Source organism: Variovorax sp. MPBD4-3 (assembly GCF_058809745.1).
In genome coordinates this window covers 1-25,862 of sequence record NZ_JBXASW010000006.1, presented here as the reverse complement: position 1 = coordinate 25,862, position 25,862 = coordinate 1, and the positions used below count along the sequence as shown (strand labels likewise).

General features: G+C 67.2%; 18 protein-coding genes and 1 pseudogene. 13 read left to right on the top strand and 6 right to left on the bottom strand.

Translation table 11 applies throughout. From position 1 onward, the window contains the following. The first annotated feature begins 26 nt into the window (after window positions 1-26). On the top strand, window positions 27-1,190 hold the full coding sequence (locus AC1RVW_RS05070; RefSeq protein ID WP_081267776.1) for a PDDEXK nuclease domain-containing protein: 1,164 nt from the start codon (window positions 27-29) through the stop codon (window positions 1,188-1,190). An 82-nt stretch (window positions 1,191-1,272) separates the two neighbouring features. On the opposite strand, the gene AC1RVW_RS05065 is transcribed toward AC1RVW_RS05070, so the two are convergent. Next, entirely contained in the window at window positions 1,273-1,749 is a 477-nt protein-coding gene (locus AC1RVW_RS05065) for an Lcl C-terminal domain-containing protein (RefSeq protein WP_409196503.1), read from the bottom strand. 221 nt (window positions 1,750-1,970) lie between these two features. Between AC1RVW_RS05065 and AC1RVW_RS05060 the strand changes: the two genes are divergently transcribed. From AC1RVW_RS05060 to AC1RVW_RS05040, 5 genes are read left to right on the top strand one after another with little or no spacing between them, the layout of a single operon-like run. Further along, complete coding sequence (locus AC1RVW_RS05060; protein ID WP_493198381.1) at window positions 1,971-3,203, top strand: SpoIIE family protein phosphatase; 1,233 nt, start codon at window positions 1,971-1,973, stop codon at window positions 3,201-3,203. A gap of 13 nt (window positions 3,204-3,216) precedes the next feature. Then, window positions 3,217-3,789 carry a SiaB family protein kinase gene (locus AC1RVW_RS05055; protein ID WP_081267779.1) on the top strand — a complete coding sequence of 191 codons (573 nt, stop codon included), beginning with the start codon at window positions 3,217-3,219 and terminating at the stop codon, window positions 3,787-3,789. Between the two features lie 34 nt (window positions 3,790-3,823). Continuing rightward, entirely contained in the window at window positions 3,824-4,213 is a 390-nt protein-coding gene (locus AC1RVW_RS05050; protein ID WP_081267780.1) for a DUF1987 domain-containing protein, read from the top strand. Beyond that, window positions 4,214-4,960: a GGDEF domain-containing protein gene (locus AC1RVW_RS05045; RefSeq protein ID WP_409196502.1), complete on the top strand. Its 747-nt coding sequence runs from the start codon at window positions 4,214-4,216 to the stop codon at window positions 4,958-4,960. Continuing rightward, a complete protein-coding gene (locus AC1RVW_RS05040) occupies window positions 4,957-7,179 on the top strand; it encodes a putative bifunctional diguanylate cyclase/phosphodiesterase (RefSeq protein WP_493198378.1) in 2,223 nt (740 codons plus the stop codon). Before AC1RVW_RS05045 ends, AC1RVW_RS05040 begins: the two co-directional genes overlap by 4 nt. Window positions 7,180-7,202: 23 nt before the next feature. Here AC1RVW_RS05040 and AC1RVW_RS05035 read toward each other — a convergent pair whose 3' ends face one another. From AC1RVW_RS05035 to AC1RVW_RS05020, 4 genes are all read right to left on the bottom strand, one after another. Continuing rightward, window positions 7,203-9,011: an acetolactate synthase 3 catalytic subunit gene (locus AC1RVW_RS05035; RefSeq protein ID WP_493198377.1), complete on the bottom strand. Its 1,809-nt coding sequence runs from the start codon at window positions 9,009-9,011 to the stop codon at window positions 7,203-7,205. Window positions 9,012-9,277: 266 nt separating this feature from the next. Beyond that, on the bottom strand, window positions 9,278-9,748 hold the full coding sequence (locus tag AC1RVW_RS05030) for a Fur family transcriptional regulator (RefSeq protein WP_285411398.1): 471 nt from the start codon (window positions 9,746-9,748) through the stop codon (window positions 9,278-9,280). A gap of 47 nt (window positions 9,749-9,795) precedes the next feature. Beyond that, on the bottom strand, window positions 9,796-11,475 hold the full coding sequence (locus tag AC1RVW_RS05025; RefSeq protein ID WP_081267785.1) for a cyclic peptide export ABC transporter: 1,680 nt from the start codon (window positions 11,473-11,475) through the stop codon (window positions 9,796-9,798). Window positions 11,476-11,525: 50 nt separating this feature from the next. Beyond that, window positions 11,526-11,765, bottom strand: a complete 240-nt coding sequence (locus AC1RVW_RS05020; RefSeq protein ID WP_493198374.1) for a hypothetical protein — start codon at window positions 11,763-11,765, stop codon at window positions 11,526-11,528. Window positions 11,766-11,942: 177 nt separating this feature from the next. Between AC1RVW_RS05020 and fhuF the strand changes: the two genes are divergently transcribed. The 7 genes and pseudogenes from fhuF (at window position 11,943) to AC1RVW_RS04985 (ending at window position 20,547) form a co-directional block, all read left to right on the top strand. Beyond that, complete coding sequence (fhuF, locus tag AC1RVW_RS05015; protein WP_106938476.1) at window positions 11,943-12,695, top strand: siderophore-iron reductase FhuF; 753 nt, start codon at window positions 11,943-11,945, stop codon at window positions 12,693-12,695. Window positions 12,696-12,761: 66 nt separating this feature from the next. Further along, window positions 12,762-13,700 (top strand): annotated as a pseudogene (locus AC1RVW_RS05010) (alpha/beta hydrolase); the annotation flags it as partial. Window positions 13,701-14,147: 447 nt separating this feature from the next. Next, complete coding sequence (locus AC1RVW_RS05005) at window positions 14,148-14,843, top strand: GNAT family N-acetyltransferase (protein ID WP_493198610.1); 696 nt, start codon at window positions 14,148-14,150, stop codon at window positions 14,841-14,843. After that, entirely contained in the window at window positions 14,825-16,129 is a 1,305-nt protein-coding gene (locus AC1RVW_RS05000) for a lysine N(6)-hydroxylase/L-ornithine N(5)-oxygenase family protein (protein WP_081267788.1), read from the top strand. Before AC1RVW_RS05005 ends, AC1RVW_RS05000 begins: the two co-directional genes overlap by 19 nt. 160 nt (window positions 16,130-16,289) lie before the next feature. Continuing rightward, a complete protein-coding gene (locus AC1RVW_RS04995; RefSeq protein ID WP_081267789.1) occupies window positions 16,290-16,886 on the top strand; it encodes an RNA polymerase sigma factor in 597 nt (198 codons plus the stop codon). A gap of 8 nt (window positions 16,887-16,894) precedes the next feature. Continuing rightward, window positions 16,895-17,938, top strand: a complete 1,044-nt coding sequence (locus tag AC1RVW_RS04990; RefSeq protein WP_409196486.1) for a FecR family protein — start codon at window positions 16,895-16,897, stop codon at window positions 17,936-17,938. A 167-nt stretch (window positions 17,939-18,105) separates the two neighbouring features. Then, window positions 18,106-20,547: a TonB-dependent siderophore receptor gene (locus tag AC1RVW_RS04985; RefSeq protein ID WP_493198371.1), complete on the top strand. Its 2,442-nt coding sequence runs from the start codon at window positions 18,106-18,108 to the stop codon at window positions 20,545-20,547. Between the two features lie 77 nt (window positions 20,548-20,624). On the opposite strand, the gene AC1RVW_RS04980 is transcribed toward AC1RVW_RS04985, so the two are convergent. After that, window positions 20,625-25,862 (bottom strand): amino acid adenylation domain-containing protein (locus tag AC1RVW_RS04980; RefSeq protein WP_493198369.1); only part of this gene is annotated, 5,238 nt, incomplete at its 5' end.

Genomic DNA, 25,862 nt, shown 5'->3' with positions numbered 1-25,862 from the left:
CGGACGCAAGGCACTATATTCCCCTGGTGCCCACCACCACTGCCCCCACCCCGTTCGACTACGCCCGCTTCGTCGAGGACCTGAAACAGCGCATCGATGGCGCGCGGCTGTCGGCCGCGCGGGCCGTCAACCGCGAACTGGTGGCGCTGTACTGGGACATTGGGCAGGCCATTCATGAGCAGCAGGCGCGCCGCGGATGGGGCGACGCGGTGGTCGACCGGCTGGCGCGCGATCTCAAGACCTTCTTTCCCGGGACGGCCGGTTTTTCGGCGGCGAGCCTCTGGCGCATGCGGCAGTTCCACGCGCTCTACACCGCGCCGGAATTTCTCGCACAGCTTGTGCGAGAAAACGAGCGCGATGCCAAGCGCCCGCGGGCGTCCAAGGCGCTTGCGGTGACCGGCGATCGGCAACTCGCACAGGCTGTGCGAGACATGGTGGAGGCCGTGCCCTGGGGCCATCATGTCAACCTGCTGTCCAAGCTCGACGACGCCGGCCAGCGGCTTTTCTACCTCAAGGCCACCGCGCGCTTCGGCTGGAGCCGCAACGTGCTGCTCAACCAGATCAAGGCGCAGGCCTACGAACGGTCGCTGGCCGAGGGCAAGGCGCACAACTTCGCACTGGCGCTGCCAGAGCACCTCGCCGAGCAGGCCGAGGAAGCCCTCAAGAGCAGCTACAACCTGGAATTTCTCGGCATCCGGCGAGAGATCAGGGAGCGCGAGCTGGAAGATCACCTGATCGACAGGCTGCGCGACTTCATCCTCGAGCTGGGCTACGGCTTCTGCTTCGTCGGGCGCCAGTACCGCCTCACGCTCGGGCGCAAGGAGTACTTCATCGACCTGCTCTTCTACCATCGCTTTCTCAAGGCGCTGGTGGCCATCGAACTGAAGATCGGTGCCTTCGAGCCGGAATTCGCCGGCAAGATGGACTTCTATCTCAACCTCCTCAACGAGAAGGAGCGTGCGCCGGACGATGCACCGTCCATCGGGATCATCCTGTGCGCCGAGAAGGACAACCTCGAGGTGGAGTTCGCGCTCAAGAGCAAGTCGAACCCGATCGGCGTGGCCGAGTACCACCTCCAGGGCCGGCTGCCGGCGGAGATGAAGGGCAAGCTGCCCTCCCCGCGCCAACTGCAGGAGGTGGTGCGGGCCAGCTATCCCGGGCTGGCTTCGCGGGATCGGAGTTCCAGATAGTTCGGCCGACGCAGGCACGCGGGCGCAGCAGGCGGGTGTACGCCCCGAGCCTTTCCGGCACCTGAGCGGCCGCGGAGGCCGATCAGCGCGCCTGGTCGGCCACCGGCCGCACGGCGTAGGTGGATTCGGCGTCCTCGTTGAGGCCGATCCACGCATTGCCGAAGTTCACGGCGTAGAAGTGCTGCTCGGCTTCGCTGCCGGAGCCCGACCAGAACTTGACGGCTGGCGTGTCGGGAAAGCGCGCCGTGTCGATCGTGGGGATGCGGGTCTCGCCTGCGCACCATCGGGGCAAGGTCACGGGGGCCTGCTCAGGGCCCAGTGCAAGCGTGAAGCTCTCTTCCACCAGTCCATGGTCGCATCGCCGCAGGGCTGCCAGTTCCGTGATGGTCGGCAGCCGCCACTGGTCGATGCCTTCGTGGCCCTGGGCATTGAGCGCCTGAACGCGCGCCTGGGCATCCATCAGGCCCAGTGCCTCGGCGTTGCCCACGCAGCGTTCTTCCTTCCAGGTCTGGCCCACCGCGCATCGCAGCCATCGCAACCCGGTGGTGGGATCGGTCACGACGGCCGCTGTCGTTGGACCGGGAGAAGATGAAACGGGCTGCTCGTTGCAGCCGACCAGCAGACACAGCGCCGTCAAGGCAACCACGGCCCCCCTCGGCGACCAAGCCTTCGCATTGCGCACTCAAATCCTCCATCGGCGGTAGCCGTCATTCGTTTGTCATGGATACGAAACGTTAAAAACATAACATAAGTACACATATATCAGCAGGCGACGTTTCCATGCCCGAAACCTCCGAGTACTTGAGCGATTTCCGGCCGCGTTTTCGCCAGCCCAGTGCGGCGGATCTCTGCACGGAAGTGCCGTGCATGACGACCGAGGAAACGAACGAGAAAGTGCTGGAAGTCTTCAACCGGCACCGCGACCTCGTCAGCCTGCCGGTGGTGGAGGGAAACCAGCCGATCGGCCTGATCAACCGGAACATCTTTCTCTCGCAGATGAGCAAGCCGTTTCGCGTGGAACTGTACGGCCGCAAGAGTTGCATCGCCTTCATGGACAAGGACCCGCTGATCGTCGATGCGGCGCTGGACCTGGAAGCGCTGACCCTCAAGACTGTGGCGCACGGCGAGAAGGCCCTGTCCGACGGCTTCATCATCACGCGCGAAGGCGAATTCGCCGGTGTGGGCAATGGCCTGCAGCTCATGCGCCTGGTGGCGGACCTGCAGGTGTCGCGCAACCGCCAGATCATGCACAGCATCGAATACGCCAGCGTGATCCAGCGCTCCACCTTGCGCAGCTCGCTCGATGCCTTGGCACGCGCGTGCCCGCAGGCGCACCTGGTGTGGGAGCCGCGCGACGTGGTCGGCGGCGATTTCTACCAGTTCAGCACCGCGCCGGACGGCTGGTTCGCCACCGTGGCCGACTGCACGGGGCACGGCGTTCCCGGCGCCTTCATGACGCTGATCGCCTCCACCAACCTGAACCGCGCCATCGAGCAGCACGGCCCGCGCGACCCCGCTCGGCTGCTGGGCAACGTGAATCGCAGTATCAAACATATGCTGGGCCAGATGGACGGGCAGGACGCGACGCCCGGCTCGGACGACGGCATGGACGCCGCATGTTTCTGGTTCGAACCCGCGCAAGGCCGCCTGGTGTTTGCCGGCGCACGGCTGTCGCTGTTCCTGCTGCGTCCCGATGCCGATGCCGTGGAGCTGGTCGAAGGACGGCGCAAGGGCGTGGGCTACATGGACACCGAGTTCGACTTCAGCTGGAGCAACCAGGAACTGCTGTTGCCCCCGGGCAGCCTCGTCTTCGTCAGCACCGACGGGCTGATCGACCAGGTCGGTGGCCCCCGCGCCATCGCGCTGGGCAAACGGCGTGTGCGCGAACTGCTGTTCGAGCAGCGCGGGCGCACGGCCGCGCAAGTCAACCAGGCCGTGCTGGACGCCCTGCAGGCCTGGCAGGGCGAGCACCATCGCCGCGACGACCTGACATTTTTCTGCTTCCGCACCTGACACGGAATCACCCATGCCCTTCCCTCAGATCGCCGACAAGTACGGCTCCTTCTTCAACGTGGCGCGCCAACACCAGGTCATCTTCTATTACGTCGGCTACTTCTCCCAGCACATCGTGGCCGCCATGTCCGACGCCGTGAAGCTGCAGCTCGAGGTGGCCGGCGTCGCCGGCCCGACCCGGCGGAGGCTGTTCTCGTCGTTCGTGGAGATGGCGCAGAACATCATTCACTATTCTGCCGACACGCTCACCGCCGCGAGCACGCACAGCGGCGAGCTGCGCCACGGCTCGGTCTGCATCCGCCGCGAAAGCGATGGCGGCTTCCTGCTGCTGTGCGCCAATCCCGTGGAGCCCGAGATCGCCGATGCGCTGCGCGCGAAACTGGAAACCCTGCGCAGCATGACGCTGGAAGAGATCAAGCAGGCCTACCGCCAGACGCTGCGCGAGGAAACGCCCGAAGGCAGCAAAGGCGCGGGCATGGGGCTTCTCACGGTCGCTCGCGACGCCCGCGAACCACTGGAGTTCGATTTCGACGCCGCGGACAGCGACGGCGGCGCCCCGGTGTTCTACCTGAAGGCGGCGATCTGACACGCCCAAGCCCGGCAACGAATCGAGATTACAGATGGAAAACCTCTACATCGCCCCGACGCCCAGTTCACCCCAGGTGGACTTCAAGTTCGACACTCGGACACTCAGCCTGCGGGGCGAGTCCTACCCCGAGAACGCGGCCGCCTTCTACGGCGAGGTGATCTCGCGGCTCAAGGACTACCTGGCCCAGCAGAACGGCACCCAGATCGAGGTCAATATCGCGTTGGCCTACTTCAACAGCTCCAGCACCAAGATGCTGTTCAACCTGATCGCGGCGCTCAACGACGCCGTGGAGGCCGGCAACCGGGTGACACTGAACTGGTACCACGACGAGGACGACGACACCATCCTCGAATTCGGCCAGGAGCTCAGCGAAGACTTCCCCGCGATCGATTTCGCGAGCCATCCCGTGAAGTCGAGCTGAATGGACACCGCCGCACCACCGGACCTGTTCGACGCCGAGAGCCGGGCGCTGCAGGCCGCGCGCGCAGCCTACGACACTTGTGCCGCGACGCAGCCCGCACCCTGCCACCGGGCGTTGGGCGAACTGCTTACCGCCTACGAGCGGCTCCTGCGCGAAACGCGCCGGCTGGTGCGGCGCAGCGATCGCGCCGAGCTCGAGATGAATCAGCTGAACCTGCGCCTGCAGGATCTGGCCGCCGAACTCGAATACCGCGCCACGCACGACCCCCTGACCGGCGTGCTCAACCGGGCGGCCGTCATCGAGCTCGTGAACAGCCATTTCGCGGACGGCGACATCGCGCTGATCGTGCTGGACATCGACCACTTCAAGCGCATCAACGACAGCTTCGGCCATCCTGCGGGAGACCGGGTCATCCAGGCCGTGGTGACCTGTCTGCAGGCGCAGGTGCCCGCGACTGCGCACATCGGCCGTGTCGGCGGCGAGGAGTTCACCGTAGTGCTGCCAGGGCAGCGCGGCGATACCTGCGGGCAGGTCGCGCAGACGCTGCGAAGCGCCATCGAGGCGTACGCCTTCGACTTGCCCGACGGCAGCGGCGTCACGGCCAGCTTCGGCGTTTGCTGGCTTCCGCGCGGCAGCAACTTCGACATCGCCTACGGGCTGGCCGACGAAGCCTTGTACGTTGCCAAGCGCGGCGGCCGCAACCAGGTCGCGCTCGCATCCGGCCACGTGCATGTGCAGCCCGCATGAGGCGCGCGGCTGAGCCGGGGCGGCCGACCCAAGCGAGGCGCCGGACGCCCGACTGGCGCGTGCTCGTGGTGGACCAGGACGCCGATGTGCATGCCGCAGCGCGCGCCGCGCTGCAGGGCCTCACGCTGTTCGAGCGGCCATTGGTGTTCGTGCATGCGTACTCCGGCGAGGAGGCACGCGCGCTGGTGCTGCGCGAGCACGACCTGGCCGTTGTGATCCTGGACGTGGTGACCGAAAGCACGAAAGCCGGCCTGGACCTGGTCGACTTCATCCGCCACACGGCAGGCCTGCGCAACACACGCATCGTGCTGCGCACAGGTGGCCCCGGCCATGTGCCGGCGCTGGACACGCTGCTGCGCTACGACATCAACGACTACCGGACCAAGGCCGAACTCACCCAGGACCGCCTGCTGGCCATGGTCGTCACGGCCGTGCGTTCCTACAAGCAGCTGTGCGCCATCGAGGCCAACAGCCGCAGCCTCGAACTCATCGTGCGCTCCAGCGCCTCCTTGCTGGAGGAGACAGACCTGCGCGCGTTTGCCCGCAGCATCATCACGCAGCTCGCCGCGTTGCTGGGCGCGGCCGGCGACGGCCTGGTCTGTGCACCCGGCATGCAGCAGGGCAGTCCGTACCGCGTGATGGCGGCGGCTGGCCGGTTCTCAGGCCTCGTCGATCTGCCGCTGGATGCGGTGCCGCAGCTGCCCGAGTTGTCCGGCCTGCACCTGCTGCGCCGCGCGCTGGCGCTCGGCTGCAATGTCTACGGCGACGAAGGCGGGGTGGCCCTGCACATCGGACGCAAGGACGAGCAGGACATGGCCGTCTTCATCGACACGACCGGGGTGCGCGGCACCATCGACCGGCAACTGCTGGACGTCTTCTGCGTCAACCTCAGCACGCTGCTGCACAGCCGGGGACTGCTGGAGCGGCTGCATGAATATGCCTACTACGATCCGCTGGTGCGCCTGCCCAACCGCACCCACTTCGTCGAGGAGGTCGACGCCTGTGCACGGCAAGGCAGGCGGGACCACATCCTGGCGCTGGTCGACATCGACGATTTCAGCGCCACCAACGATGTCATGGGCCACCGATTCGGCGACCGCCTGCTGGTGACCGTGGCCCGGCGCCTGGCCGACGCATTGCCGGCCGGCATCATGCTGGCCCGCCTGGGCGCCGACACGTTCGGCGTGCTCGGCCCGGTGGGCCAGGTGTCGCCGCCGCAACTGCTGGAGTGCGTGCGCCAGCCGCTCGCGGTCGACGGCGTGCCGCACAAGGTCTCGCTGACCTGCGGCTACGTATTGCTTCCGGAAGATGCGCAGGCCGGCGTCGACCTGGTCAAGGACGCCACCATCGCGCTGAAGCGGGCCAAACGTGACCACCGCGGCCAGCACCTGCAGTACTCCGGCCACATGGGCACCGAGGCGCGCGCCCGCGCCTTGTTGCTGTCCAACCTGCGTGCCGCGATCGACAACCGGCAGCTGTTCCTGGTCTATCAGCCGCAGATCGACCTGGGCACCTGCGCGCTGGTGGGCCTGGAGGCGCTGCTGCGCTGGCGTGCCGAGGACGGCAATCTGGTGCCGCCGGACCGGTTCATTCCGGTGGCCGAGCACTCGGGGCTGATCGTGGCGCTCGGGCAATGGGTGTTGTCCACGGCCTGCATGACCATGCGCGAGCTGCTGGACACGGGGCGCGCGCCGCTGCGCATGGCCGTCAACGTCTCGACCGTTCAGTTGCAGGACCCCGGCTTCTTCGAGAGCGTGTGCGCGGCGCTGGCGCACAGCCGGCTCCAGGGCCATCACCTGGAGCTGGAGATCACCGAATCCGTGGCTGCGCTGCCCACGCAACTGCTCGAATCCACCCTCACCGCCTTGCGCGCCCAAGGCATCTCCATCGCCATCGACGACTTCGGCACCGGCTATTCGTCGCTGAGTTACCTGGAGCGGCTGCCGCTGGACCGCATCAAGATCGACGGCACTTTCGTACGCCAGCTCAGCGAGACACAGGGGGCGCGCATCGCGGAGATGGTCGTGCAACTGGGCCGCAAGCTCGGCCTGCACGTGCTGGCCGAAGGCATCGAGGACGCCGCGGCCTGGCAGGCGCTGCTGGCCATGGACTGCAACGAAGGCCAGGGCTACTGCATCGCAGCGCCCATGGACAAGGAGGCTTTGTCCTGCTGGCTGCAGGAGCGGGCAGAGAAAACCCCCTGCCCGGCAGCTTGCTGATGGTCGGCAAGGCGCCTTCCTGTTCAGAGGTCTTCGCTTCCCAGCAACATCTCGTTGATGCCCTTGCCGACCTCCACCACGGGGAAAACGTTCTCCGTCGGATCGATGCGGAAATCGAGAAGCACGGTACGGTCGCGCATGGCCCGGGCTTCTCGCAGCGCAGCTTCGATATCGGCCGGGCGTTCGATCAGCATGCCGACATGGCCGTAGGCTTGCGCGAGCTTCACGAAGTCGGGCAAGGCGTCGAGATAGCTTTGGCTGTATCGGCCCTCATGGCTGATCTGCTGCTGTTGCCGGACCATCCCGAGATAGCGGTTGTTCAGAAGAACGATCTTGATCGGCGTGTCGTACTGCAGGCAGGTCGACAGCTCCTTGGTGCTCATCTGCACCGATCCGTCGCCGACGATGCAATAGACCTCGCTGTCGGGCCTGCCCATCTTCACCCCCATCGCGAAGGGGATGCTCACGCCCATGGTGCCAAGCCCACCTGAATTGATCCAGCGCCGCGGCTTCTCGAAGCGGAAGTACTGCGCGGCCCACATCTGGTGCTGCCCGACATCCGATGCGATGTAGACATCTTCATTGCGGGTGATGTCGCACAACGTCTCGATGACGCGCTGCGGCTTGATGACGTATGTGTTGCCGCGATCGTAGTCAAGGCAATGCCGGGCGCGCCACGTCCCGATCGCCGACCACCATTGCGCCATGTCCTGCGGCGCGGGCCGAACGTCCGAAGCATCGAGCAGCGACAGCATTTCCACGAGAACAGTCTTGACGTCCCCGACGATGGGAACGTCCACCTTCACGCGCTTGGCAATGCTCGAGGGATCGATATCGATGTGAATGATCTTGCGCTTGCCTTGCGCAAAGTGCTTCACATTGCCGATGACCCGGTCGTCGAAGCGAGCCCCGATGGCCAGCAGCACGTCGCAGTCCTGCATGGCGTTGTTGGCCTCCCAGGTGCCGTGCATCCCCAGCATCCCGAGAAACTTGGGATCCGACGCCGGGTAGGCGCCCAATCCCATGAGCGTGCTGGTGACCGGGAAACCCAGCCGGTCGACCAGCGTGCGCAGTTCGTCGCAAGCACCGCTGAGGATCACGCCCCCACCTGTGTAGATACAGGGACGACTGGCGGTCAGAAGCAGTTGCAGCGCCTTTCGGATCTGTCCGCCGTGTCCCTGCAGCGTGGGTTTGTACGTCCGCATTTCCAGCGTTTGCGGGTAGCCCGCATAGATGATCCTGCTTGCCGACACGTCCTTCGGAAAGTCCACCACCACGGGGCCTGGACGCCCGCTGCGCGCGATGTGGAAAGCCTTCTTCATGGTCTGCACGATGTCGCGCGGATCCTTGATCAGAAAGTTGTGCTTCACGATCGGACGCGTGATGCCGACCGTGTCGCACTCCTGGAACGCGTCCTGCCCAATGTCGCGGGTCGGCACCTGGCCGCTGATGACGACCATCGGGATCGAGTCCATGTAGGCCGTCGCAATGCCGGTCACGGCATTGGTCAGGCCCGGGCCGGATGTGACGAGCGCCACGCCGACATGGCCCGTGGCACGCGCATAGCCGTCGGCCGCATGTACGGCCGATTGCTCATGCCGGACCAGGACATGCTGGATCTGCTGCTGCCTGTGCAGGGCGTCATACACATGAAGAACGGCACCGCCGGGGTAGCCCCACAGGCAGGCGACACCTTCTGCCTGAAGGCATCGGACGAGGATTTCAGAGCCTGAGAGCTCTTCGCTGGATGCGTCGGGTGAAACCGGGGCGGCGGAGGTTTCGCGCGGCAATGCCGCGGCTGCCGGGATGTGCCCGGCGGGGGAGTTTTTCATGGTCTACCTTTGTGAATTTCTCTGACGAAATACCTCGGGTGCCCCTTCTCCCGACCCTTGTGAGGTGGTGTTGGGACCTTGGACCCAGCGGCCATTGACGCAATGCTTGCTGCGCCGGACCGGGATCTGTTTGCCGTTGAAGTGCAGCGGCGATTATCTCCGCATCGGTCGTTCGTGCAGTTCGCGTTGGGCAATGGGATCGCGGATCTTCGAGCTGCCCCTGTTCGATCTCCTCGATGGCATCGGAAAGACGCCGGCCCCGCGTTTCAACGAACGCAGTCCGCCCGCGCGCAGGCGAGCTGCACCGTGAAGGGCCCGCCTGCCGGCATGCCATGCGCCTGCGCCGCGCGCAGCAGGCCCTCGTGCAATGCCTCGTCGACCACCTCGACGCTCGCGTTGCAGCCCCCGCAGCGCAGGCGCACCGTGCTTTCTGGCGTTTGCGTGCGCCGCAGCCGGTGCACCGCGCGCGCGCCGCCCAGGCCGCGCTCCCATTCGCGCTGCACGAGCCTGGCTTTTTCCAGCTCTTTGATCACGCGGTAGACGCTCGCCAGGCCGGTGGCCGTGCCGCGCTTGAGCATGCGGCGAAACACTTCCTCGCCGCCGAGCCATTGGGAATCGCTTTCCGCCAGCGTCTGCAGCACGCACAGACGGATGACGGTGGGCCGAATACCCAGGCTGCGCAGTTGCTCTGAAAAGCCGCTGCTCGCCGGCACCTGCGCCCCGTGCGTGCCTGACACTGCCGTCGACTTGCGCACCTTCCGCTGCCGCCCGTGTTGCCGTGCGTTCAGGCCGCGAGGCCTGGCGCCGGCGCCTTGGTGTCCTGCGCGATGCGCCCGGCCTTCATGTGGACGATGCGGTCGGCCACGTGGAAGTAGCGGTCGTCGTGCGAGATGACCACCAGCGAATGCCCTTTGGCGCGCAGCTCAGGCAACAGCTCGGTGTAGAAAAGGTGGCGGAAGGTCGGGTCCTGGTCGGCGGCCCATTCGTCGAACACCAGCACGGGGCGGCCTTCCAAATAGGCGTGCACCAGCGCGAGCCGCTTGCGCTGGCCCGTGGACAGATCGGTGGTGCTGAACGCGCCGTCCTTCACAGACACCTTGTGCGCGATCTCCAGCCGCTGCAAGTAGGGCAGCGCGGTCTCGGGCAGCGCCTGGTGGCCGCCCTCCTCGCCTGCCACGAGGTCCTCGAACAGATAGAAGTCGGAGAACACGGTGGTGAACAGCTGGCGGTAGTCGTCGCGCGTCTCGGGTGTGATGGGCTTTCCGTCGAGCACGACCTCGCCCTGCTGCGGCACGTAGAGCCCGAGCAGCAGCTTGATGAGCGTGGTCTTGCCCGAGCCGTTGTCGCCCACGACGAAGACGATCTCGCTGCGCCCGATCTGCAGGTCGACCGGCCCCAGCGAGAAGGCCTCGCTGCCCTCTGGCGTGTCGAACGCGTAGCGCACGCCGCGCAGCTCGATGGCGTTGCGCAGCGGTGGCGAAGTCGGCGGGGAGCCGAGGTGCAGGTGCGGCTCCGGCGTGGCGAAGCGGGCCGACAGGTCGGCGATGCGCTCGAACGCCACCCTGGCGCGGCCCAGGTGTGGCAGGGCACCGACGATCTGGTCGATCGGCCCCTTGATGAACAGCAGCACGAGCACGAAGCCGCTGAGCACCACCGGGTCGGTCGTGCGCCAGGCGGCCCAGCCGAGGATCAGCGCGATCAGCAGAAAAAAAAGTGCCGAGCCGAAGGACGTGGCCAGCACGAAGATGTTGATCGCGCGGCGGTTGATGTCGCGGATGTTGTCGACTGTGCGGGCGATCTGCCCCTCGTACACCCTGGCGCGGCGGGCACGGTGCATGCGCAGTTCCTTGGCGCCTTCGCTGATGCCGCGGTAGGCCTTGTGCAGCAGCTCTTCCTGTTCGCGCGACTGGAAGAAGCCCGCGATGCCACGACCGTGGGCCCAGGTCTGGACTGCCACGCCGATCAGCATCGCCACCACCAGCAGGCCGAACAGCGGCAGCGACAGCCACGCGAGGTAGCCCAGGCAGCCCAGCGCGATGGCCAGCGAAATCATGGTGGCGGCCAGCATGAAGGCCACGTCGCTGATCATGTCCACGTCCTGCGTGAGCACGGGCATCAGCCGGTGCATGCGGTAGCGCTCCAGCGCATCGATGGGCGCCGCGAGAATTTTCTGCGCCAGGTCCTTGCGCACCTGCGCGACCAGCCGCTGGCCCACGACGTTGTTCGAGATGTCGGACACCGCGCGGCCGACGAGCGCCAGGGCGCACAGCGCGACAAAGGTCAGCAGCAGGCCGCCGGCCATGCCGCCGGGTCGGCTCAGCACCTCGTTGATGGTTGCCAGCAGCGCCACGGTGGCCACGCCCGCTCCGATGCCGGTGACGGACGAGAGCGCGATCCAGGGAGTGAAGGGTTGCAGCAGCCGAAGAAGGTCGGACGCCTTGGCGCTGGCGGGTTGGGTTTGCATGACGGGTAAGACGGTCCGGCGGCCGGAATGTTTAGCGCTCGCCGGTGCCGCTATTGCAGCGTCGATTCGTGCCTGGACTCTTCGCCGGACGCGGAGCCGACCATTGCCGCACCGGCCATCGCCCAGAGCGTCAGCGCCTCGTCGAAAGCACGCACATGCTTCGCATCGCGCCCCAGCCACAGGACCAGCTTTTGCGCGCGGTCGAGCGACGGCGCGTCGTGCAGCGCGCGAAAAAGCCGCCAGGCCTCGCTGAAAGCCGGATCGGAAGGAGCCTGGTGTCGGGAGTTCATCGCATTCGGGAGGCCGGACTGCTGTGGATGCGTGGATAGACGCGACCCGCCGCCGTATGTTTAGCGCGTGTCATCCGCGCGTCGCAATTTCGTGGACCAGTGCGCCGCACTAAACCCGGGGGCGCCCGATCCGTCTCCATCAACGATGAGCTTCATTTGCGCGGCTGCGCCTTTTCGATGATTCCCCTGCTGGTGCCGATCTTCCAGGGCGAATGGGCGGCCTACGGCGAGGCGCTGGCATGTGCGCCGCAGCCACCGGCCGGCGCGCTGCGGGTAGCCGACCTCGTCGCCGATCCCGCGCTGCTCGCCGGGCTGCTGCAGGCGCACGCGCGCCACCTGCGGGTGCGCAAGCCCGACCTGCGCCCGGTGGCCTCGGCCTGGAGCATGCATTACCTGAATGCCCTGCTGCCACCGGTGACGGCGGCGGCCAGCCTGCTGCAGCACGTCTTTCCGATGGCGCCGGCGCAGGTCTGGCTTTCATTGGCCGAAGGGGCCGTGCCGCAACGTTTTCACATTCCGCACGAAGGGCAGCCGTTTCCGGGCGCCGACACGGCGGCGCGCTACGCGGGACTGCTCGGTGAGCACCTGGCCCCGCTCTTCGAGCAACTGACACGTCTCACGCGCATTGCGCCGAAGATTCTGTGGGGCAACGCGGCGCGCTACCTGGAGCCCGTGCTCGAACAAGGACTGGCATTGAGCGGGCATGCGCCATCCATCGCGAAAGACCTCCAGTACCTGCTGCATCAGCCGCGCTGGGACGGCGAGGAGAATCCGATGTTCGCGGTGCAACGCAAGGTCGTGCGGATGCACTCGGGCATGCCCGAGCATCTCTCGCTGCACCGGCAGTGCTGTCTCTACTACCTGCTGCCCGAAGAAGGCTATTGCGGCGCATGTCCGCTGGCGCCGGAATTCCGCAAGACGGCTGCTTAAACAAACGCACTGGCCGCGCGTCATTTGCGGTTAAGCATCCATTTATCGGTGCCACTGCGATTCCCCATGCCACTGCATCCCGATCTCGAAGCTTTCCTCGAACTGGCCACTCTCGCCGAAGAAGACGGGCGCCCGCCCATGTGCGAGATGTCGCCCGCGCAGGCCCGCGAGAGCTACGACCAGTCGACCTTGGCGCTGGACGGCGTCGGCCCCGACCTGCCGGTCGAGGACATCGGCTTTCAGGCGCGCGACGGCGCGACGCTGCGGGCCAGGCTCTACCGGGGCGTCGACACAGCAGCGCCGCTGCCGACGCTGCTGTATTTTCACGGCGGCGGTTACGTGGTCGGCGGCCTCGACTCGCACGACGCACTGTGCCGCGCGATCGCGCTGCGCACGCCCTGCGCGGTGCTGGCGGTCGACTATCGGCTCGCGCCGGAGCACAAGTTTCCGACTGCGTTCCACGACGCCGAGGACGCCGCGGCGTGGCTCCTGGCGCACGGCGGCTCGCACGGCCTCGACACCGCGCGCGTGGCCTTCGGCGGCGACAGCGTCGGCGGCACGCTGGCTACCGCCTTGACACTGGCCGCGCGTGAAGCCGGCCGCCCGCAACCTCTGCTGCAACTGCTGCTCTATCCATGCACCAGCATCCGACAGGACAGCGCCTCGCACCAGCGTTACGCGCGCGGGCATCTGCTCGAACAGCGCACGCTGCAGTGGATGTTCAACCACTACCTGCGCAGCGACGAGGATCGGCAGGACTGGCGCTTCGCGCCGCTGGCCGCACAAGACCTGTCGGGCCTGGCGCCCGCGCACATCGTGCTGGCGGAGTACGACCCGCTGGTGGACGAGGGCAAGGCCTATGCGCAGCGACTGGAAGCCGCCGGCGTGCGCACACAGCTGGACGTGCACGAGGGCATGGTCCACGACTTCTCGCGCCTGAGCCAGGTGGTGGAGGAAGCCGACACGCTGCGCACCGCGATCGCGCGGACGCTGGCCGACGCGTTCTGCCCTCCGGCCGTCTCCGCAGCGCCGATCACGCCGGCTTCGATCGGTGCATGGGTGTTCCATGCGCATCCTGATGGCCATCCGCTCGAAGTGCGGCTCGACGGGGCACGGCTGACCGTCGGACCGCAGGCGAGCAAGGAAGGCGCGAGCCAATGGGCGCTGCGCGAGCAAGCCGATTCGCTGCGTCTGGAATGGCCGGGCGACAGCGTCACGGAACCCGAGGAGCCTCATCTGCTGGCAGCCATCGAGGCGGCCTTCGTGCGTCACCCCGGGCATGGCCTGCTCTTGCTGCAGGTGCCTGCGTCGCGCATCGCACGGTTGGTGGACGCGGGTGCGGCAAGCGAGGCTTCCGGTTCGCGGCCGGCGATCGTCTCGCGCGAAGCCTTCTGGCAATTGCCTCGCGTGTGGCAGCGCAACCCGCGCGAGCCCTTCGCGCAACGCTACACCATGAGCCAGGGCAAGCGCCATCCGTTGCGCCCGGCCAAGCCATCGGGCACCGTCTACCAGCGCCACATTCCGTGGCTTTTGCAGACGCTGACACTGGACGCCGTCGACATCGAGCGCGACCTCCCAGCCTTCAACCGCTGGATGAACGACCCGGTGGTGGCCCACTTCTGGGAGGAACAGGGCGACCTCGCCAGGCACCGCGCCTACCTCGAGGCCATTGCCGCCGATCCGCGCGTCACCGGGCTCGTCGGCCGGCTCGACGGCGAGGCATTCGGCTACTTCGAGGTGTACTGGGCCAAGGAAGACCGCATTGCGCCCTTCTGCGACGCCGGTGACCACGACCGCGGCTGGCATGCGCTGATCGGCGAGCCGCGCTTTCGTGGCAAGCCGTTCCTCACGGCGTGGATGCCTTCCGTGTCGCACTACCTGTTCCTGGACGACTGCCGCACGCAGCGCATCGTGATCGAGCCGCGCGCGGACAACCACAAGATGATCAAGAGCCTGGGCCGCTGCGGCTATGCCCACGTCAAGGAGTTCGACTTTCCGCACAAGCGGGCCATGCTCGGCGTGCTGCTGCGCGAACGCTTCTTCGGCGAGGCCCTCTGGATTCCCCAAGGGGAGTCGACCATTTCGCCAACTTCGGCCAAGGGCGCCGAACTTCCCATCGAGGACACCCCATGCAAATCCATGACCTGATCGGCGTCGGCTTCGGCCCGTCCAACATCGCCCTGGCGATCGCCCTCGACGAGAAACGCCACCACGGCCAGTTCGTGGATGCGCTTTTCATCGAGAAGCAGCCGGGCTTCGTCTGGCACAAGAACATGCTGCTGGACAACGCGCACATGCAGATCTCCTTCATCAAGGACCTGGCGACACTGCGCAACCCCGCGAGCCGCTTCACGTTCCTGAACTACCTGCATGAGAAGCAGCGCCTGCAGGACTTTGTCAACCTCAAGACTTTCTTCCCGAGCCGCCACGAGTTCAACGACTACCTGGGCTGGGCCGCCGCGCAGTTCGAGGACCGCTGCGCCTACGGCGAGGCGGTGTTCGAGGTGCTTCCGGAGATGCGCGGCACGGATGTGCAACTGCTGCGGGTGCGCTCGCGCGAAGCGGGCGGCGCCGTGCGCGAACGGCTGGCGCGCAACCTGGTGGTGAGCGTGGGTGGTGTACCGAACGTTCCCACGCGCTTCCTGCCCTTCAGGGACGACGCGCGCGTCTTCCATTCGAGCAGCTACCTCGAGGCGATTGCCCGGCATCCGGATGCCAAGCGCATCGCCATCGTCGGCGCGGGGCAGAGCGCTGCCGAACTCTTCATGGACCTGCAGAGCCACCCGAACAAGCCCGCGGTCGACCTGATCATGCGGGCCCGCTCGATCAAGCCGTCGGATGACAGTCCCTTCGTCAACGAGATCTTCAATGCCGACTTCACCGACTTCGTGTTCAACCGCTCGGAGCCCGAGCGTGCCGAGCTGCTGGAGGAGTTCTGGCACACCAACTATGCCGCGCCCGACCTGGAATTGATCCAGCAGATCTTCAACGTGTTCTATCGCCAGCGCGTGGCCGGCGTGGCGCGCCACAGCTTCCTGCGCCGCCACGAGGTGTCGGCGGTGCGCGCGGCTGCAGACGGCATCCACTTGGCGCTGCACGACATGAACACCGGCCAGCGCGGCAGCCAGGCTTACGACGTGGTGATCCTCGCGACCGGCTACAAGCGCGACGCCCACAAGGCGCTGCTCGATCCGATCGCGCCGTACCTGGGCGACTTCACGGTCGACCGCCACTACCGGCTGCAAGCCGCACCGGAACTGAAGCCGGCCATCTTCCTGCAAGGCGCCTGCGAGATGAGCCACGGCCTGAGCGACACGCTGCTCTCGGTCACGGCGATCCGCTCGGATGAGATCGGACAGGCGCTGCTGAATGCGAATCCGCGGCCGGCGGCTCAAGCGGCAGAACGCGCGCCTCAGGCGGCAGCCGTTCTTTGAGATTTGCTGTTCCTCGGACGCGGCTCGGTGATACACTCAATAAGAATAGTTCTTATTAACACCCGTCCCCGGGTTCACCGAAGCGCAATGTCGGCACCGCCAGCATGATCGACGCCCGGTTTCCGGGGCTTATCGTCGATGCTTGCGAGAAGGCGGCCGGATGCGCGACCTCGTCCAGGAACTTGTAGCTCACTATGCGGACTTGCGCCGGCAGCTGACTCGCGACCTGAGGGATCCCCACTACGCGGCCGACATCGCGCAGTCGAGCTTCGAGCGGGTGTACGCGCAGGCCACGAAGCCGCGCGGTGCCGCGTGCGACGACGCGAACGGCGGCATCGAATCGCCGCGCGCCCTGCTCTTTCGGGTGGCCCGCAACCTGTGCATCGACGAGGCGCGCCGCCGCAAGGTGGCGCAGGAATGGGTCGGCACGCACGCCACGCTCGGCACCCACCTCGTGGCACCTTCCAGTGAATTCATCCTGGCGCAGCAACGCGTGCTTGCGCGCGTGGTCGACACCATGGAAAAGCTCCCGCCGCGGCGACGCGAGGTCTTTCTGCTGTTCCGTGCCTACGGCCACACCCGCGCCGAGATCGCCCAGCGCCTGAACATCACCGAGATGGCGGTGGCCAAGCACCTGCTGCGCGCCACCATCGATTGCTCTCGGGTGTTCGCCGAACTGCGCGCCGAACTGATCGAGCCGCAGCACGTGCACAACCACGCAGGCTTCGACACTGCGCTCGCCGAAGACTTCTCGTGAGCGGCGGCATGGCGATCGGCGCTCCGCGCGAACGGCTGATCGAGCGTGCGCTCGCGCTGATCGTCGAAGGCGAGATCGCGCCGGGCGAGGCCGCGCAGCGCGCCCGCGCGGCCATGAACCAATGGCGCAGCAAGTCGCCGGAGCATGCGGCTGCCTTGCTGGAGGCGCGGCATCGCTGGGACGCGCTCGGCGGCATGGCAGGCGAACTGCGTGCGCACTTCGACGAACCGGCGGCGGGCATGGCGGCTGCGGCGGCGCAATCCGGCCGGCGGTCGCAGCGCCGCAAGATCCTGCTTTCCATCGCAGGGTTGCTTGGCGGCGGTTTGGTCGCGGGCCGCGGCGTGCAGTGGTATTGGCAGCAGCCAGTTTTTCAAGCGGCCTACAGCACCCGCACCGCCCAGATGCTGAAAGTCACGCTCGCGGACGGCGGCGGCAACGCGGCGGGCAGCCAGCTCGACATCGCGCCGCAAAGCGCCGTCGACGTCACGCTGTACCGGCAGCGCCGCATCGTCGACATGTCTCGCGGCGAGGTGCGCTTCGAAGTCGCGCACGACACGCAGCGCCCCTTCCTGGTCCGCACGCGTGCAGCCGTGATCGAGGTGGTCGGTACGGTGTTCACTGTGCGCGACCGTGGCGGGCCCGTCACCGTGGGTGTGGAACAGGGCCATGTGCGCGTGCAGGTCCATGCCCGCCAGGGCGATGGAGCGTCCGCTCGGAACGCGCCGCAAGCCATCGACCTGCGCGGGGGTGAACTCGTGGAGGTGCAGGATGGCCATGCCGACGCGGTGCGGCAGGCCGATATCCGGGCCATGTCGGCCTGGCGCGAGGGCTGGCTGGTTTTCGACAACACGCCGCTGGGCGAAGCGCTGGCGGTGGTCAACAGCTACCGCGCCAGTCCGATCGTCAGCGCCAGCGAGCGCATCGACGCGCTGCGCCTGTCGGGCCGCTTCCGCGCCAACGACTCGGCCGCCTTGGTGGCGGTGCTGCCGACGATTCTTCCAGTGACGGCCGTCTCCCGGGCGGGTGGCGGCGTGGAACTGCAGCCCCGCTGACAACGAACCGCGCCGGGCCTCTGGCGCGTCGTGCCTGAAACAGGCTGTCTCTGTTTGACGAGTTCAAACGTCTTACTTTGAGAAGCGCCAGGGACCCGATCAATTCGGGGGCTCTGCCGCCCAAAAGTACGAATACGTCGCATTTATCTGACCTGGAGCCCTGACCCATGCGTTCTTCGCCTCGCCACCGCCTTCTGAGTGCCGCGCTTGCCGCTGCCTTTGGAACCACATTCGTCAGCTGGAGCGGCATCGCTGCCGCCCAAGCACCCGGGCAGGCGGCCACGCCGACATTCGATATCAATGTCGGGCCGCAGCCGCTGGCGGCGGCCCTGAACGAACTCTCGCGCCAGACCAGCGCTCAGGTGCTCGCAGCGGGTGACGTGGTGACGGGCATCAACGCGCCCGCCGTGTCGGGGCGGCTCACGCTGCAGCAGGCGCTGGACCGGCTCCTGGTGGGCAGCGGCCTGGTTGCCGTTCGCAACGGATCGTCGCAAGTCACGATCCAGCGTGCCTCGGCCGCCGCCGCAGGCTCATCGCTGCCGACGGTGACCGTCCAGGCCGACTCCGACGGCACCACCGAAGGCACCGGCTCCTACACCACGCGCTCCACGGCGACGGCCACGCGGCTGGACCTGTCCCAGCGCGAGACGCCCCAGTCCGTGAGCGTGATCGGCCGCCAGCAGATCGAGGACCAGAACCTCGTGACGCTCGACGACGTGCTGCGCCAGACGCCCGGCATCGTGTCCGACCGGCTGGACGAGCGGGTCAAATTCACCTCGCGCGGCTTCGAGCTGGGCACCATGATCGACGGCGTCCCCACGCTGTCATTCAGCTCCGTGGCGGGCGAGGCCAGCATGCTGAGCACCGCCATCTACGACCGCGTGGAAGTCATCCGCGGCTCGGCCGGCCTGCTCAGCGGCTCGGGCTCGCCGGGTGGCGTGGTGAACCTGGTTCGCAAGCGGCCCACCACCGAGTTCGCGGGTCACGTGACCGGGGGCTTCGGCTCGTGGAACCGGTACAACGCCGAGGTCGACGTGGGCGGTCCGCTGAACGCGGCAGGCACACTGCGCGGCAGGTTCGTGGCTTCGCGTACCGAAGGCAAGAGCTTCATCGAATCGAAGAAGACCGCGGAGGACGTGCTGTACGGCATCCTCGAGGCGGATCTCTCTCCCACCACGACGCTTTCCCTCGGCGTCGAGCACCAGAAGACCGCCACCGACGGCGCCAACTTCGGCCAGGCCCCGCTCTTCTTCAGCGACGGCACGCGCACGAACCTGCCGCGCTCCTTCAACTCCAGCGCGCCATGGAGCTACTGGAACATGTATTCGGACAAGGTCTTCGCGAGCCTCGACCAGCAACTGGGCAGCGGCTGGCGCCTCAAGCTCGATGCGAGCTACACGAAGACCAAGCGCAAGCGGGCCTCCGGCGACCTCAACACCTACTACCCCGTCGACGGCGTGACGGGCGACTCCACCATCGATATCCGGGACAACCCCGCGAACGGGAAAAACACCTCGTTCGACGCCTACCTCCGCGGGCCCTTCGAAGCCTTCGGCCGCCAGCACGAGGCAGTCCTCGGGCTGAGCTACAACAACTACGACTACGCCATCGACACCAACCTGGCAACCTCCACGGCCTTCGACACCCGGCCGCTGAACTTTTACACGCTGCAATCCTTCCCCGCGGTCACGTCCTTCCCCTACAAGTCGTACACCCTGTCGGGCCAGGTGACCCAGAAGGCAATCTATGCGTCGACGCGGCTGCGTCTTGCCGATCCGCTTTCGGTCATCGTGGGCGCACGGGGGACCTGGTACACGGACAGCTCCCTGAACCGCAACCAGGTGGCGGGCACGCTGACCCGGAACCCGGGTTCGCACGAGAGCGGCGTCATCACGCCCTATGCGGGCATCGTGTACGACCTGAGCAAGGAGTTCTCGATCTACGGCAGCTACACCGACATCTTCCTTCCGAACTCCCAGCGCGACCGCAACAACAGCCTGATCGCGCCGCAGCGCGGCAAGAACTACGAGGTCGGCATCAAGGGTGAACATTTCGGCGGCAAGCTCAACACCAGCCTCGCGGTATTCCGCACCAAGCAGACCAACGTTCCGGTGGAAGACACCAGCGCAGGCAGGCTGCCGGACAGCAGCATCCCCTATCGCGCCGTCCCGGGTGCGCACAGCAAGGGCTTCGAGTTGACCGCCTCCGGCGAACTCGCGCCCGGCTGGCAGGTGCTGGCGGGCTATACCTACTACGCCAAGCGCGACAAGGATGGCGCGCTCCTGGAACCCACCATCCCCAACCGCCTGTTCCGCGTCAGTACGAGCTACCGCCTGCCGGGCGAATGGAGCAAGCTCACCATCGGCGGCAGCGTGAACTACCAGAGCGGCATCTACTACGACGAGTCCTCCGGCCTGGGACGCGCGAGCCAGGGTGGGCTGACGGTGATCGGCCTGATGGCGCGCTACGAGTTCAGCAAGAAGCTGAGCGCGTCCCTCAACATCGAGAACCTGACCGACAAGCGCTACTACAGCGGTCTTGGCGGCTACAACGGCTACACCTACGGCCGTCCGCGCAACGCCTGGCTGAAGCTGACCTACAAGCTCTGACGCTCCGCGCAACAGCGTACGAAAAAAACATGGCCGGTCCCGAAAGGGGCCGGCCTTTTTTTACCCCTCGCCGGTGCCTACCCGCGGGCCCGCTGCGCCACCTCGACGCAGTGGTCCACGATCTCCTCCAGCGCTTCGCGGTAGAAGCCGATGAGTTGCTGGACGGTTGCCTCGTCGTACATGGCCCGGCTGAAGATCCAGCTCATCGAGAGCTGCCCCTCGTACACGTTGCCTGCAATCTCCAGCCAGTTGGCCAGCGGCGACTCCTCGTCGTGCACCGGCCCGGGATGCTCCTCGGCCGGCTTGAACATGGCGTCGTCTCCCCCCAGGCTGCGGTCGAACTGCCCCAGGTAGTTGAAGGTGATGCGCGGCTGGGCTTTGCCAAGCGTGGCGCCGTGAGGCCGGAGGTACTTCAGCACGCCATGGCCGACGCCGCGGCGCGGCACGTCCTGCCGCTGCTGCCTGGCGGAAAGAACCAGCGCTTCGACCGGCGAGTTGCCCTCGCGCAGCCGTACCGGATACACGCTGGTGAACCAGCCCAGCGTGCGGCTCAGGTCGAGCCCGGCGGCATCGCCCTCCCGCCCGTGGCCTTCCAACTGCACCAGCGTCTCGGACTCGCCGCACCAGCGCCAGACGGTTCTCGACAGGGCCGCCAGCAGCAGGTCGTCGATAGACGTACCGTAGGCCGACGGCGCCACGCGCAGCAGCTGGGCCGTGCGCTCGCTGTCCAGGCGCAGGCGTTGTGTCACCGCATCGCGATCCAGCAGCGCATCGACCGGGCGGTCGCGTGGAATATCGGTCACCGGCTGCATCTGCGCCTGCCAGTACGCGATTTCGCTGTCGAGCTCGCCGCTCTGCGCCAGGCTTTGAAGATGCTCGGCCCACGCTTTGAAGGACGCACTCTTGCCGGGCAACTGCACCGCGCGGCCGTTGCTCAGCTGGCCGTAGACCGCTTGAAGGTCTTCCAGCAGCACGCGCCAGGACACACCGTCGACCACCAGGTGATGCACCACAAGCAACAACCTCGCGCTGCCGTCCGCATGCCGCATGTGCACTGTGCGCCAGACAGGGCCTTCGCTCAGGTCGAGGCTGCGCTGTGCGGCGTCGGCCACGCGCACGATCTCTTCGGCATCGGCAACCTCGCGGCTCCAGAGCAAGTCGCGCGGCTCGGCCTGCGCGCTATAGCGCTGCTCCCAGCTTCCGTCGGCCCGCGGCGCATAGCGCAGCCGCAGCGCATCGTGATGCGCCGCCAGCGCATCCAGTGCTTGCAACAGCAGCGATTCGTCCAGCGGCTGCGCGGTCTGCAGCATCAGCGCCTGGTTGAAATGATGACGCCGCGGAATGGCCGTGTCGAAGAACCAGGCCTGGATCGGAATGAGCGGCAGCGTGCCCTCAGCCTCGGCCTCGGCGGTGGCTGGCACCGGCTGTGCGGGCGCAGCGTCGGCGAACTGTTCCAACAGCGTCTCGATGGTCGGGTGGCGCATCAGGTCGCGAAGGCGCAGTTGGAAGCCGATCCCGGCTTGGCGCACCTTCGAGATCACCTGCAGGCTCAGGATCGAGTCGCCGCCCAGCTCGAAGAAGTTGTCCGAGATGCCCACCGAATCTACGCCCAGCACGCCGGCCCAGATGGCCGCGAGCTGGCGTTCCGTGTCGTTGCGCGGCGCCTTGATTTCGCGTTGCGCGTCTATGTCGGGTTCGGGCAGCGCGTGACGGTCCAGCTTGCCGCTGATCAGCCGTGGCAGCGCCTCCAGCACAATCAGGTGCGCGGGAACCATGTGCTCGGGCAGGCGCCGGCGCAGTTGCTGCAGGGCCTGTTTCGACAACTGCGCGCGCGGTCCGTTCGGCATGGGCACGATGTAGCCGACCAGCTGCCGCCCTGCCGCGCCTTCGTGCAGTTGCACCGCAGCTTCGAGGACGCCCGGCACCTCGCGCAGTTGCGCCTCGACTTCGCCCAGCTCGATGCGAAAGCCGCGGATCTTGACCTGCTGGTCGGCACGCCCGATGTAGGCAACGTTGCCGTCCTCGCGCCACCGCACCAGGTCGCCCGTGCGGTACAGGCGGCCACCGCCGCCGCCGAACGGATCGGCAACGAAGCGTTCGGCCGTCAACGCGCTGCGCCCCAGATAGCCGCGGGCCAGGCCATAGCCGCCGATGTACAGCTCGCCGACGCTGCCCCGGGCCACCGGCCGCAGTTCGGCGTCGAGCACGTGGACCGTGCGTTCGCCGACCGGGCGGCCGATGGGTGCATAGGCTTCGTCGAAACCGTGGTCCGCGCTGGTCTTCCAGATGAGGGGCGTCACGACGGTCTCCGTCGGCCCGTAGCCGTTGATCAGCGTGCGCGGGCGCAGCGACTGGCAGACCTTGTCGTAGGCGGCGCGCGGCATCGCCTCGCCGCCGAACACGTAGAGCTCCACCGGCGGGGCCTCGCCGCGCGCATGGGCCCAGTCGGCCAACTGGCTCAGGTAGGCCGGCGGGAAGGCGGCGTTGGTGACGCCGTAGCGGTACAGCGCGTCGCAGGTCTGCTCCGCCGTCCAGAGTTCGTTGTCGCGCAGCGCCAGGCTGGCGCCCACCGTGAGCGCGGTCAACCAGCGTTCGTGGGCCCCGTCGAAGGAGAAGGACATGAAGTGCAGTTCGCACGAGCGCGCCACCATGCCGTAGATCTCCGCCGTGGCCTGGCAATGCATGCTGAGCGGCCCGTGCGACACCGCCACGCCCTTGGGCTGGCCGGTGGAGCCCGAGGTGTAGATCACGTAGGCCAGTTGGTCCACGTGAACCTCGGTCCCGGGATCATGGTCGGGCCAGCAGCAGAGATCCGTTTCGTCCAGCACGAGCGTGTCGTCCATCGAAGGCAGGCGCGGCAGCACCGCGCGCTGTGTGAGCATCAGCCGCGCGCCGCTGTCCTTGCACATGAAGTGCAGGCGGTCTTGCGGATAGTCCGGGTCCAGTGGCAGATAGGCGGCGCCGGCCTTGAGCACCGCGAGCAGCGCGACGATGGTCTCCAGCGAGCGCTGCAGCGAGACCGCGACCACCGCATTGCCGTGCACGCCCCGGTCGATCAGCGCATGGGCGAGCCGGTTGGCGCGTGCGTTGAGGTCGGCATAGTTCAGCTCGGCATCTCCCATCAGCAGGGCAATGGCCTCGGGCTGCAGCTGCGCCTGCTGCGCGATCAACTGGTGCACCGGCGTGCGCAGGAAGCCGTGGCGTCCGCTGCGTCCCAGCCGCGCGATCTCGGTCTGCTGCGCGGGCGTCAGCGTGTCCAGGTCGCGCAGCGCCTTCGAGCCGTCCTCGCGCATCCGCTCCATCAGGCCGAACAGCTGCTGCGAAAGCGCCTGCACGTCGGCTTCCTTGAAGCGTTCGCGCAGGTACTTGAGCTTGATCGTCAGCACTTCGCCGAGATGGACTTCCACGTCCATCGGGTAATGGGTCACGTCGACCGACTCTGCCTGCTCGAATTTCAGCCCCTGGTCGGCGCGGCCGGCGAGCGTCTGGTCGATCGGGTAGTTCTCGAACACCACGATGCTGTCAAACAGCCCCTGCCCGCCGCCCTGCCCGGCCCAGCGCTGGATGTCGTGCAGCGGCGTGTATTCGTGCTCTCGCGATGCCAGGTTCTGCGCCTGCAGTTCGCGCAGCCAGTCGCCCAACTGTTGCGCCGACGTGGCGTCGACGATCACCGGCAGCGTGTTGATGAACAGGCCCAGCATCCGGTCCGCGCCCACCAGTCCCGCGGGTCGGCCCGCCACTGTGGCGCCGAAAACGACCGTGTCCTGCGCGGTGTAGCGCGCGAGCAGCAGCGACCAGGCGCCCTGCACGAGAGTGTTCAGCGTCACGCGCTCGCGCCGGGCGAAGGCCTGCAGCGCCTGCGTTCCCGCGACATCGAGCGCGGCCCCGACTTCGCCGTGGCCCTCCCCGGTGGCCGGCGGCTCCAGCGCCGTGCCGAGCAGCGTCGGCGCATCCACCTGCCGCAGCCTGCCGCGCCAGTAGGCTTCCCCGTCCTTTGCAGGACGCGCGGCCAGCCATGCGATGTAGTCGCGATAGTTGCATGCCGGCTCCTCGACCGCCACGCCGTCGTAGGCCTGCAGCACCTCGCCGAACAGGCGCGACATGCTCCACCCGTCCAGCAGCAGGTGATGGCAGCTCCAGATGAAACGATGGCGCTTGTCGTCGATACGGATTGTTGCGAGCCGCATGAGCGGTGGTGCCGCCAGGTCGAAGGCCGCCTGTTGTTCCAGCGCCAGCGCCTCGGTGGCCTGCGCGTGGTCGGTGCGCCCGCGCCAGTCGTGCTCGACAAACGGCAGCACCACCTGGCGGGCGACCCACTGCATCGGAGGCTGGGCCATGCTCAGGAAGCCTGTTCGCAGCACGTCATGGCGCTGCACCACCTGCTGCCAGGCGTGCCTGAAGCGCTCCACCTGCAGTCCCTGCACTTCGATGCGCAGCTGCGTCACATAGGCGGTGCCGCCCCCGTCGTACACGCTGTGGAACAGCATGCCCTGCTGCATCGGCGACAGCGGGTATAGGTCTTGCACTTTCTGTGCTTCCAGCGGCAAGGCGTCCAGCTGCGCCTGCGTCAGCGCGGCCAATGCGAAGTCCGAGGGCGTCACGCCTGCGGCACCGCCCGTGCAGTGCGCCACCAGCGCCTGCAGCTCCTCGCGCAGTCGGGTGGTCCACGCCCGCACGTCTTCTTCCCGATGGCGCTCGCGCCCGTAGCTCACCGCCAGGCTCAGCTCGCCCTCGTAGACCCGCGCGTTGATCGCGAACTCGTGCGCCTGCGGCGCGTCCGCGCCCATCGCCTGGCCGCCGCCTCGCGCCGCCGGGCGCCACGGTGCCTGCTCGTCGAAGCTGCCGTCGAACTGGCCCAGGTAGTTGAAGACCACCTGCGCCTTCGGCAGTGCCGCGACGGCCTGCCTCTGCGCATCGCTGCCCAGGTGCTGGAACACGCCGTGGCCCAGCCCCTTGCGGGGAACCTGGCGCAGTTGCTCCTTCACGCGCTTGAGCGCTTCGCCGATCTCGCCCTGCGGCGCCAGCGCCACCGGGTACACGCTGGTGAACCAACCCACGGTGCGGCTGAGGTCCAGGCCTTCGAAGATGTCTTCGCGCCCGTGGCCTTCGAGGTCGATGAGCACGCCGGGCTGGTCGCTCCAGCCGCACAGGGCGCGTGCCAGCGCGGTCAGCAGCAAGTCGTTGACCTGGGTGCGGTAGGCGGCGGGGGCGTCCTTGAGCAGGCGCTGGGTGGTGGCCGCGTCCAGGGTGATGGTCACGCTGGCCTGGTCGCTGGCGCGGCGGCTGCCTTGCGGGTTGGCAAGCGGCAGCGAGGC

What these genes read in the sequence shown, in the direction of transcription:
- AC1RVW_RS05060 (WP_493198381.1), top strand. Translation starts at nt 1,971, where the DNA reads ATGCCCGAAACCTCCGAGTACTTGAGCGATTTCCGGCCGCGTTTTCGC.
- AC1RVW_RS05055 (WP_081267779.1), top strand. Translation starts at nt 3,217, where the DNA reads ATGCCCTTCCCTCAGATCGCCGACAAGTACGGCTCCTTCTTCAACGTG.
- AC1RVW_RS05050 (WP_081267780.1), top strand. Translation starts at nt 3,824, where the DNA reads ATGGAAAACCTCTACATCGCCCCGACGCCCAGTTCACCCCAGGTGGAC.
- AC1RVW_RS05045 (WP_409196502.1), top strand. Translation starts at nt 4,214, where the DNA reads ATGGACACCGCCGCACCACCGGACCTGTTCGACGCCGAGAGCCGGGCG.
- AC1RVW_RS05040 (WP_493198378.1), top strand. Translation starts at nt 4,957, where the DNA reads ATGAGGCGCGCGGCTGAGCCGGGGCGGCCGACCCAAGCGAGGCGCCGG.
- AC1RVW_RS05035 (WP_493198377.1), bottom strand. Translation starts at nt 9,011, where the DNA reads ATGAAAAACTCCCCCGCCGGGCACATCCCGGCAGCCGCGGCATTGCCG.
- AC1RVW_RS05025 (WP_081267785.1), bottom strand. Translation starts at nt 11,475, where the DNA reads ATGCAAACCCAACCCGCCAGCGCCAAGGCGTCCGACCTTCTTCGGCTG.
- AC1RVW_RS05020 (WP_493198374.1), bottom strand. Translation starts at nt 11,765, where the DNA reads ATGAACTCCCGACACCAGGCTCCTTCCGATCCGGCTTTCAGCGAGGCC.
- fhuF (WP_106938476.1), top strand. Translation starts at nt 11,943, where the DNA reads ATGATTCCCCTGCTGGTGCCGATCTTCCAGGGCGAATGGGCGGCCTAC.
- AC1RVW_RS05005 (WP_493198610.1), top strand. Translation starts at nt 14,148, where the DNA reads ATGAGCCAGGGCAAGCGCCATCCGTTGCGCCCGGCCAAGCCATCGGGC.
- AC1RVW_RS05000 (WP_081267788.1), top strand. Translation starts at nt 14,825, where the DNA reads ATGCAAATCCATGACCTGATCGGCGTCGGCTTCGGCCCGTCCAACATC.
- AC1RVW_RS04995 (WP_081267789.1), top strand. Translation starts at nt 16,290, where the DNA reads ATGCGCGACCTCGTCCAGGAACTTGTAGCTCACTATGCGGACTTGCGC.
- AC1RVW_RS04990 (WP_409196486.1), top strand. Translation starts at nt 16,895, where the DNA reads ATGGCGATCGGCGCTCCGCGCGAACGGCTGATCGAGCGTGCGCTCGCG.
- AC1RVW_RS04985 (WP_493198371.1), top strand. Translation starts at nt 18,106, where the DNA reads ATGCGTTCTTCGCCTCGCCACCGCCTTCTGAGTGCCGCGCTTGCCGCT.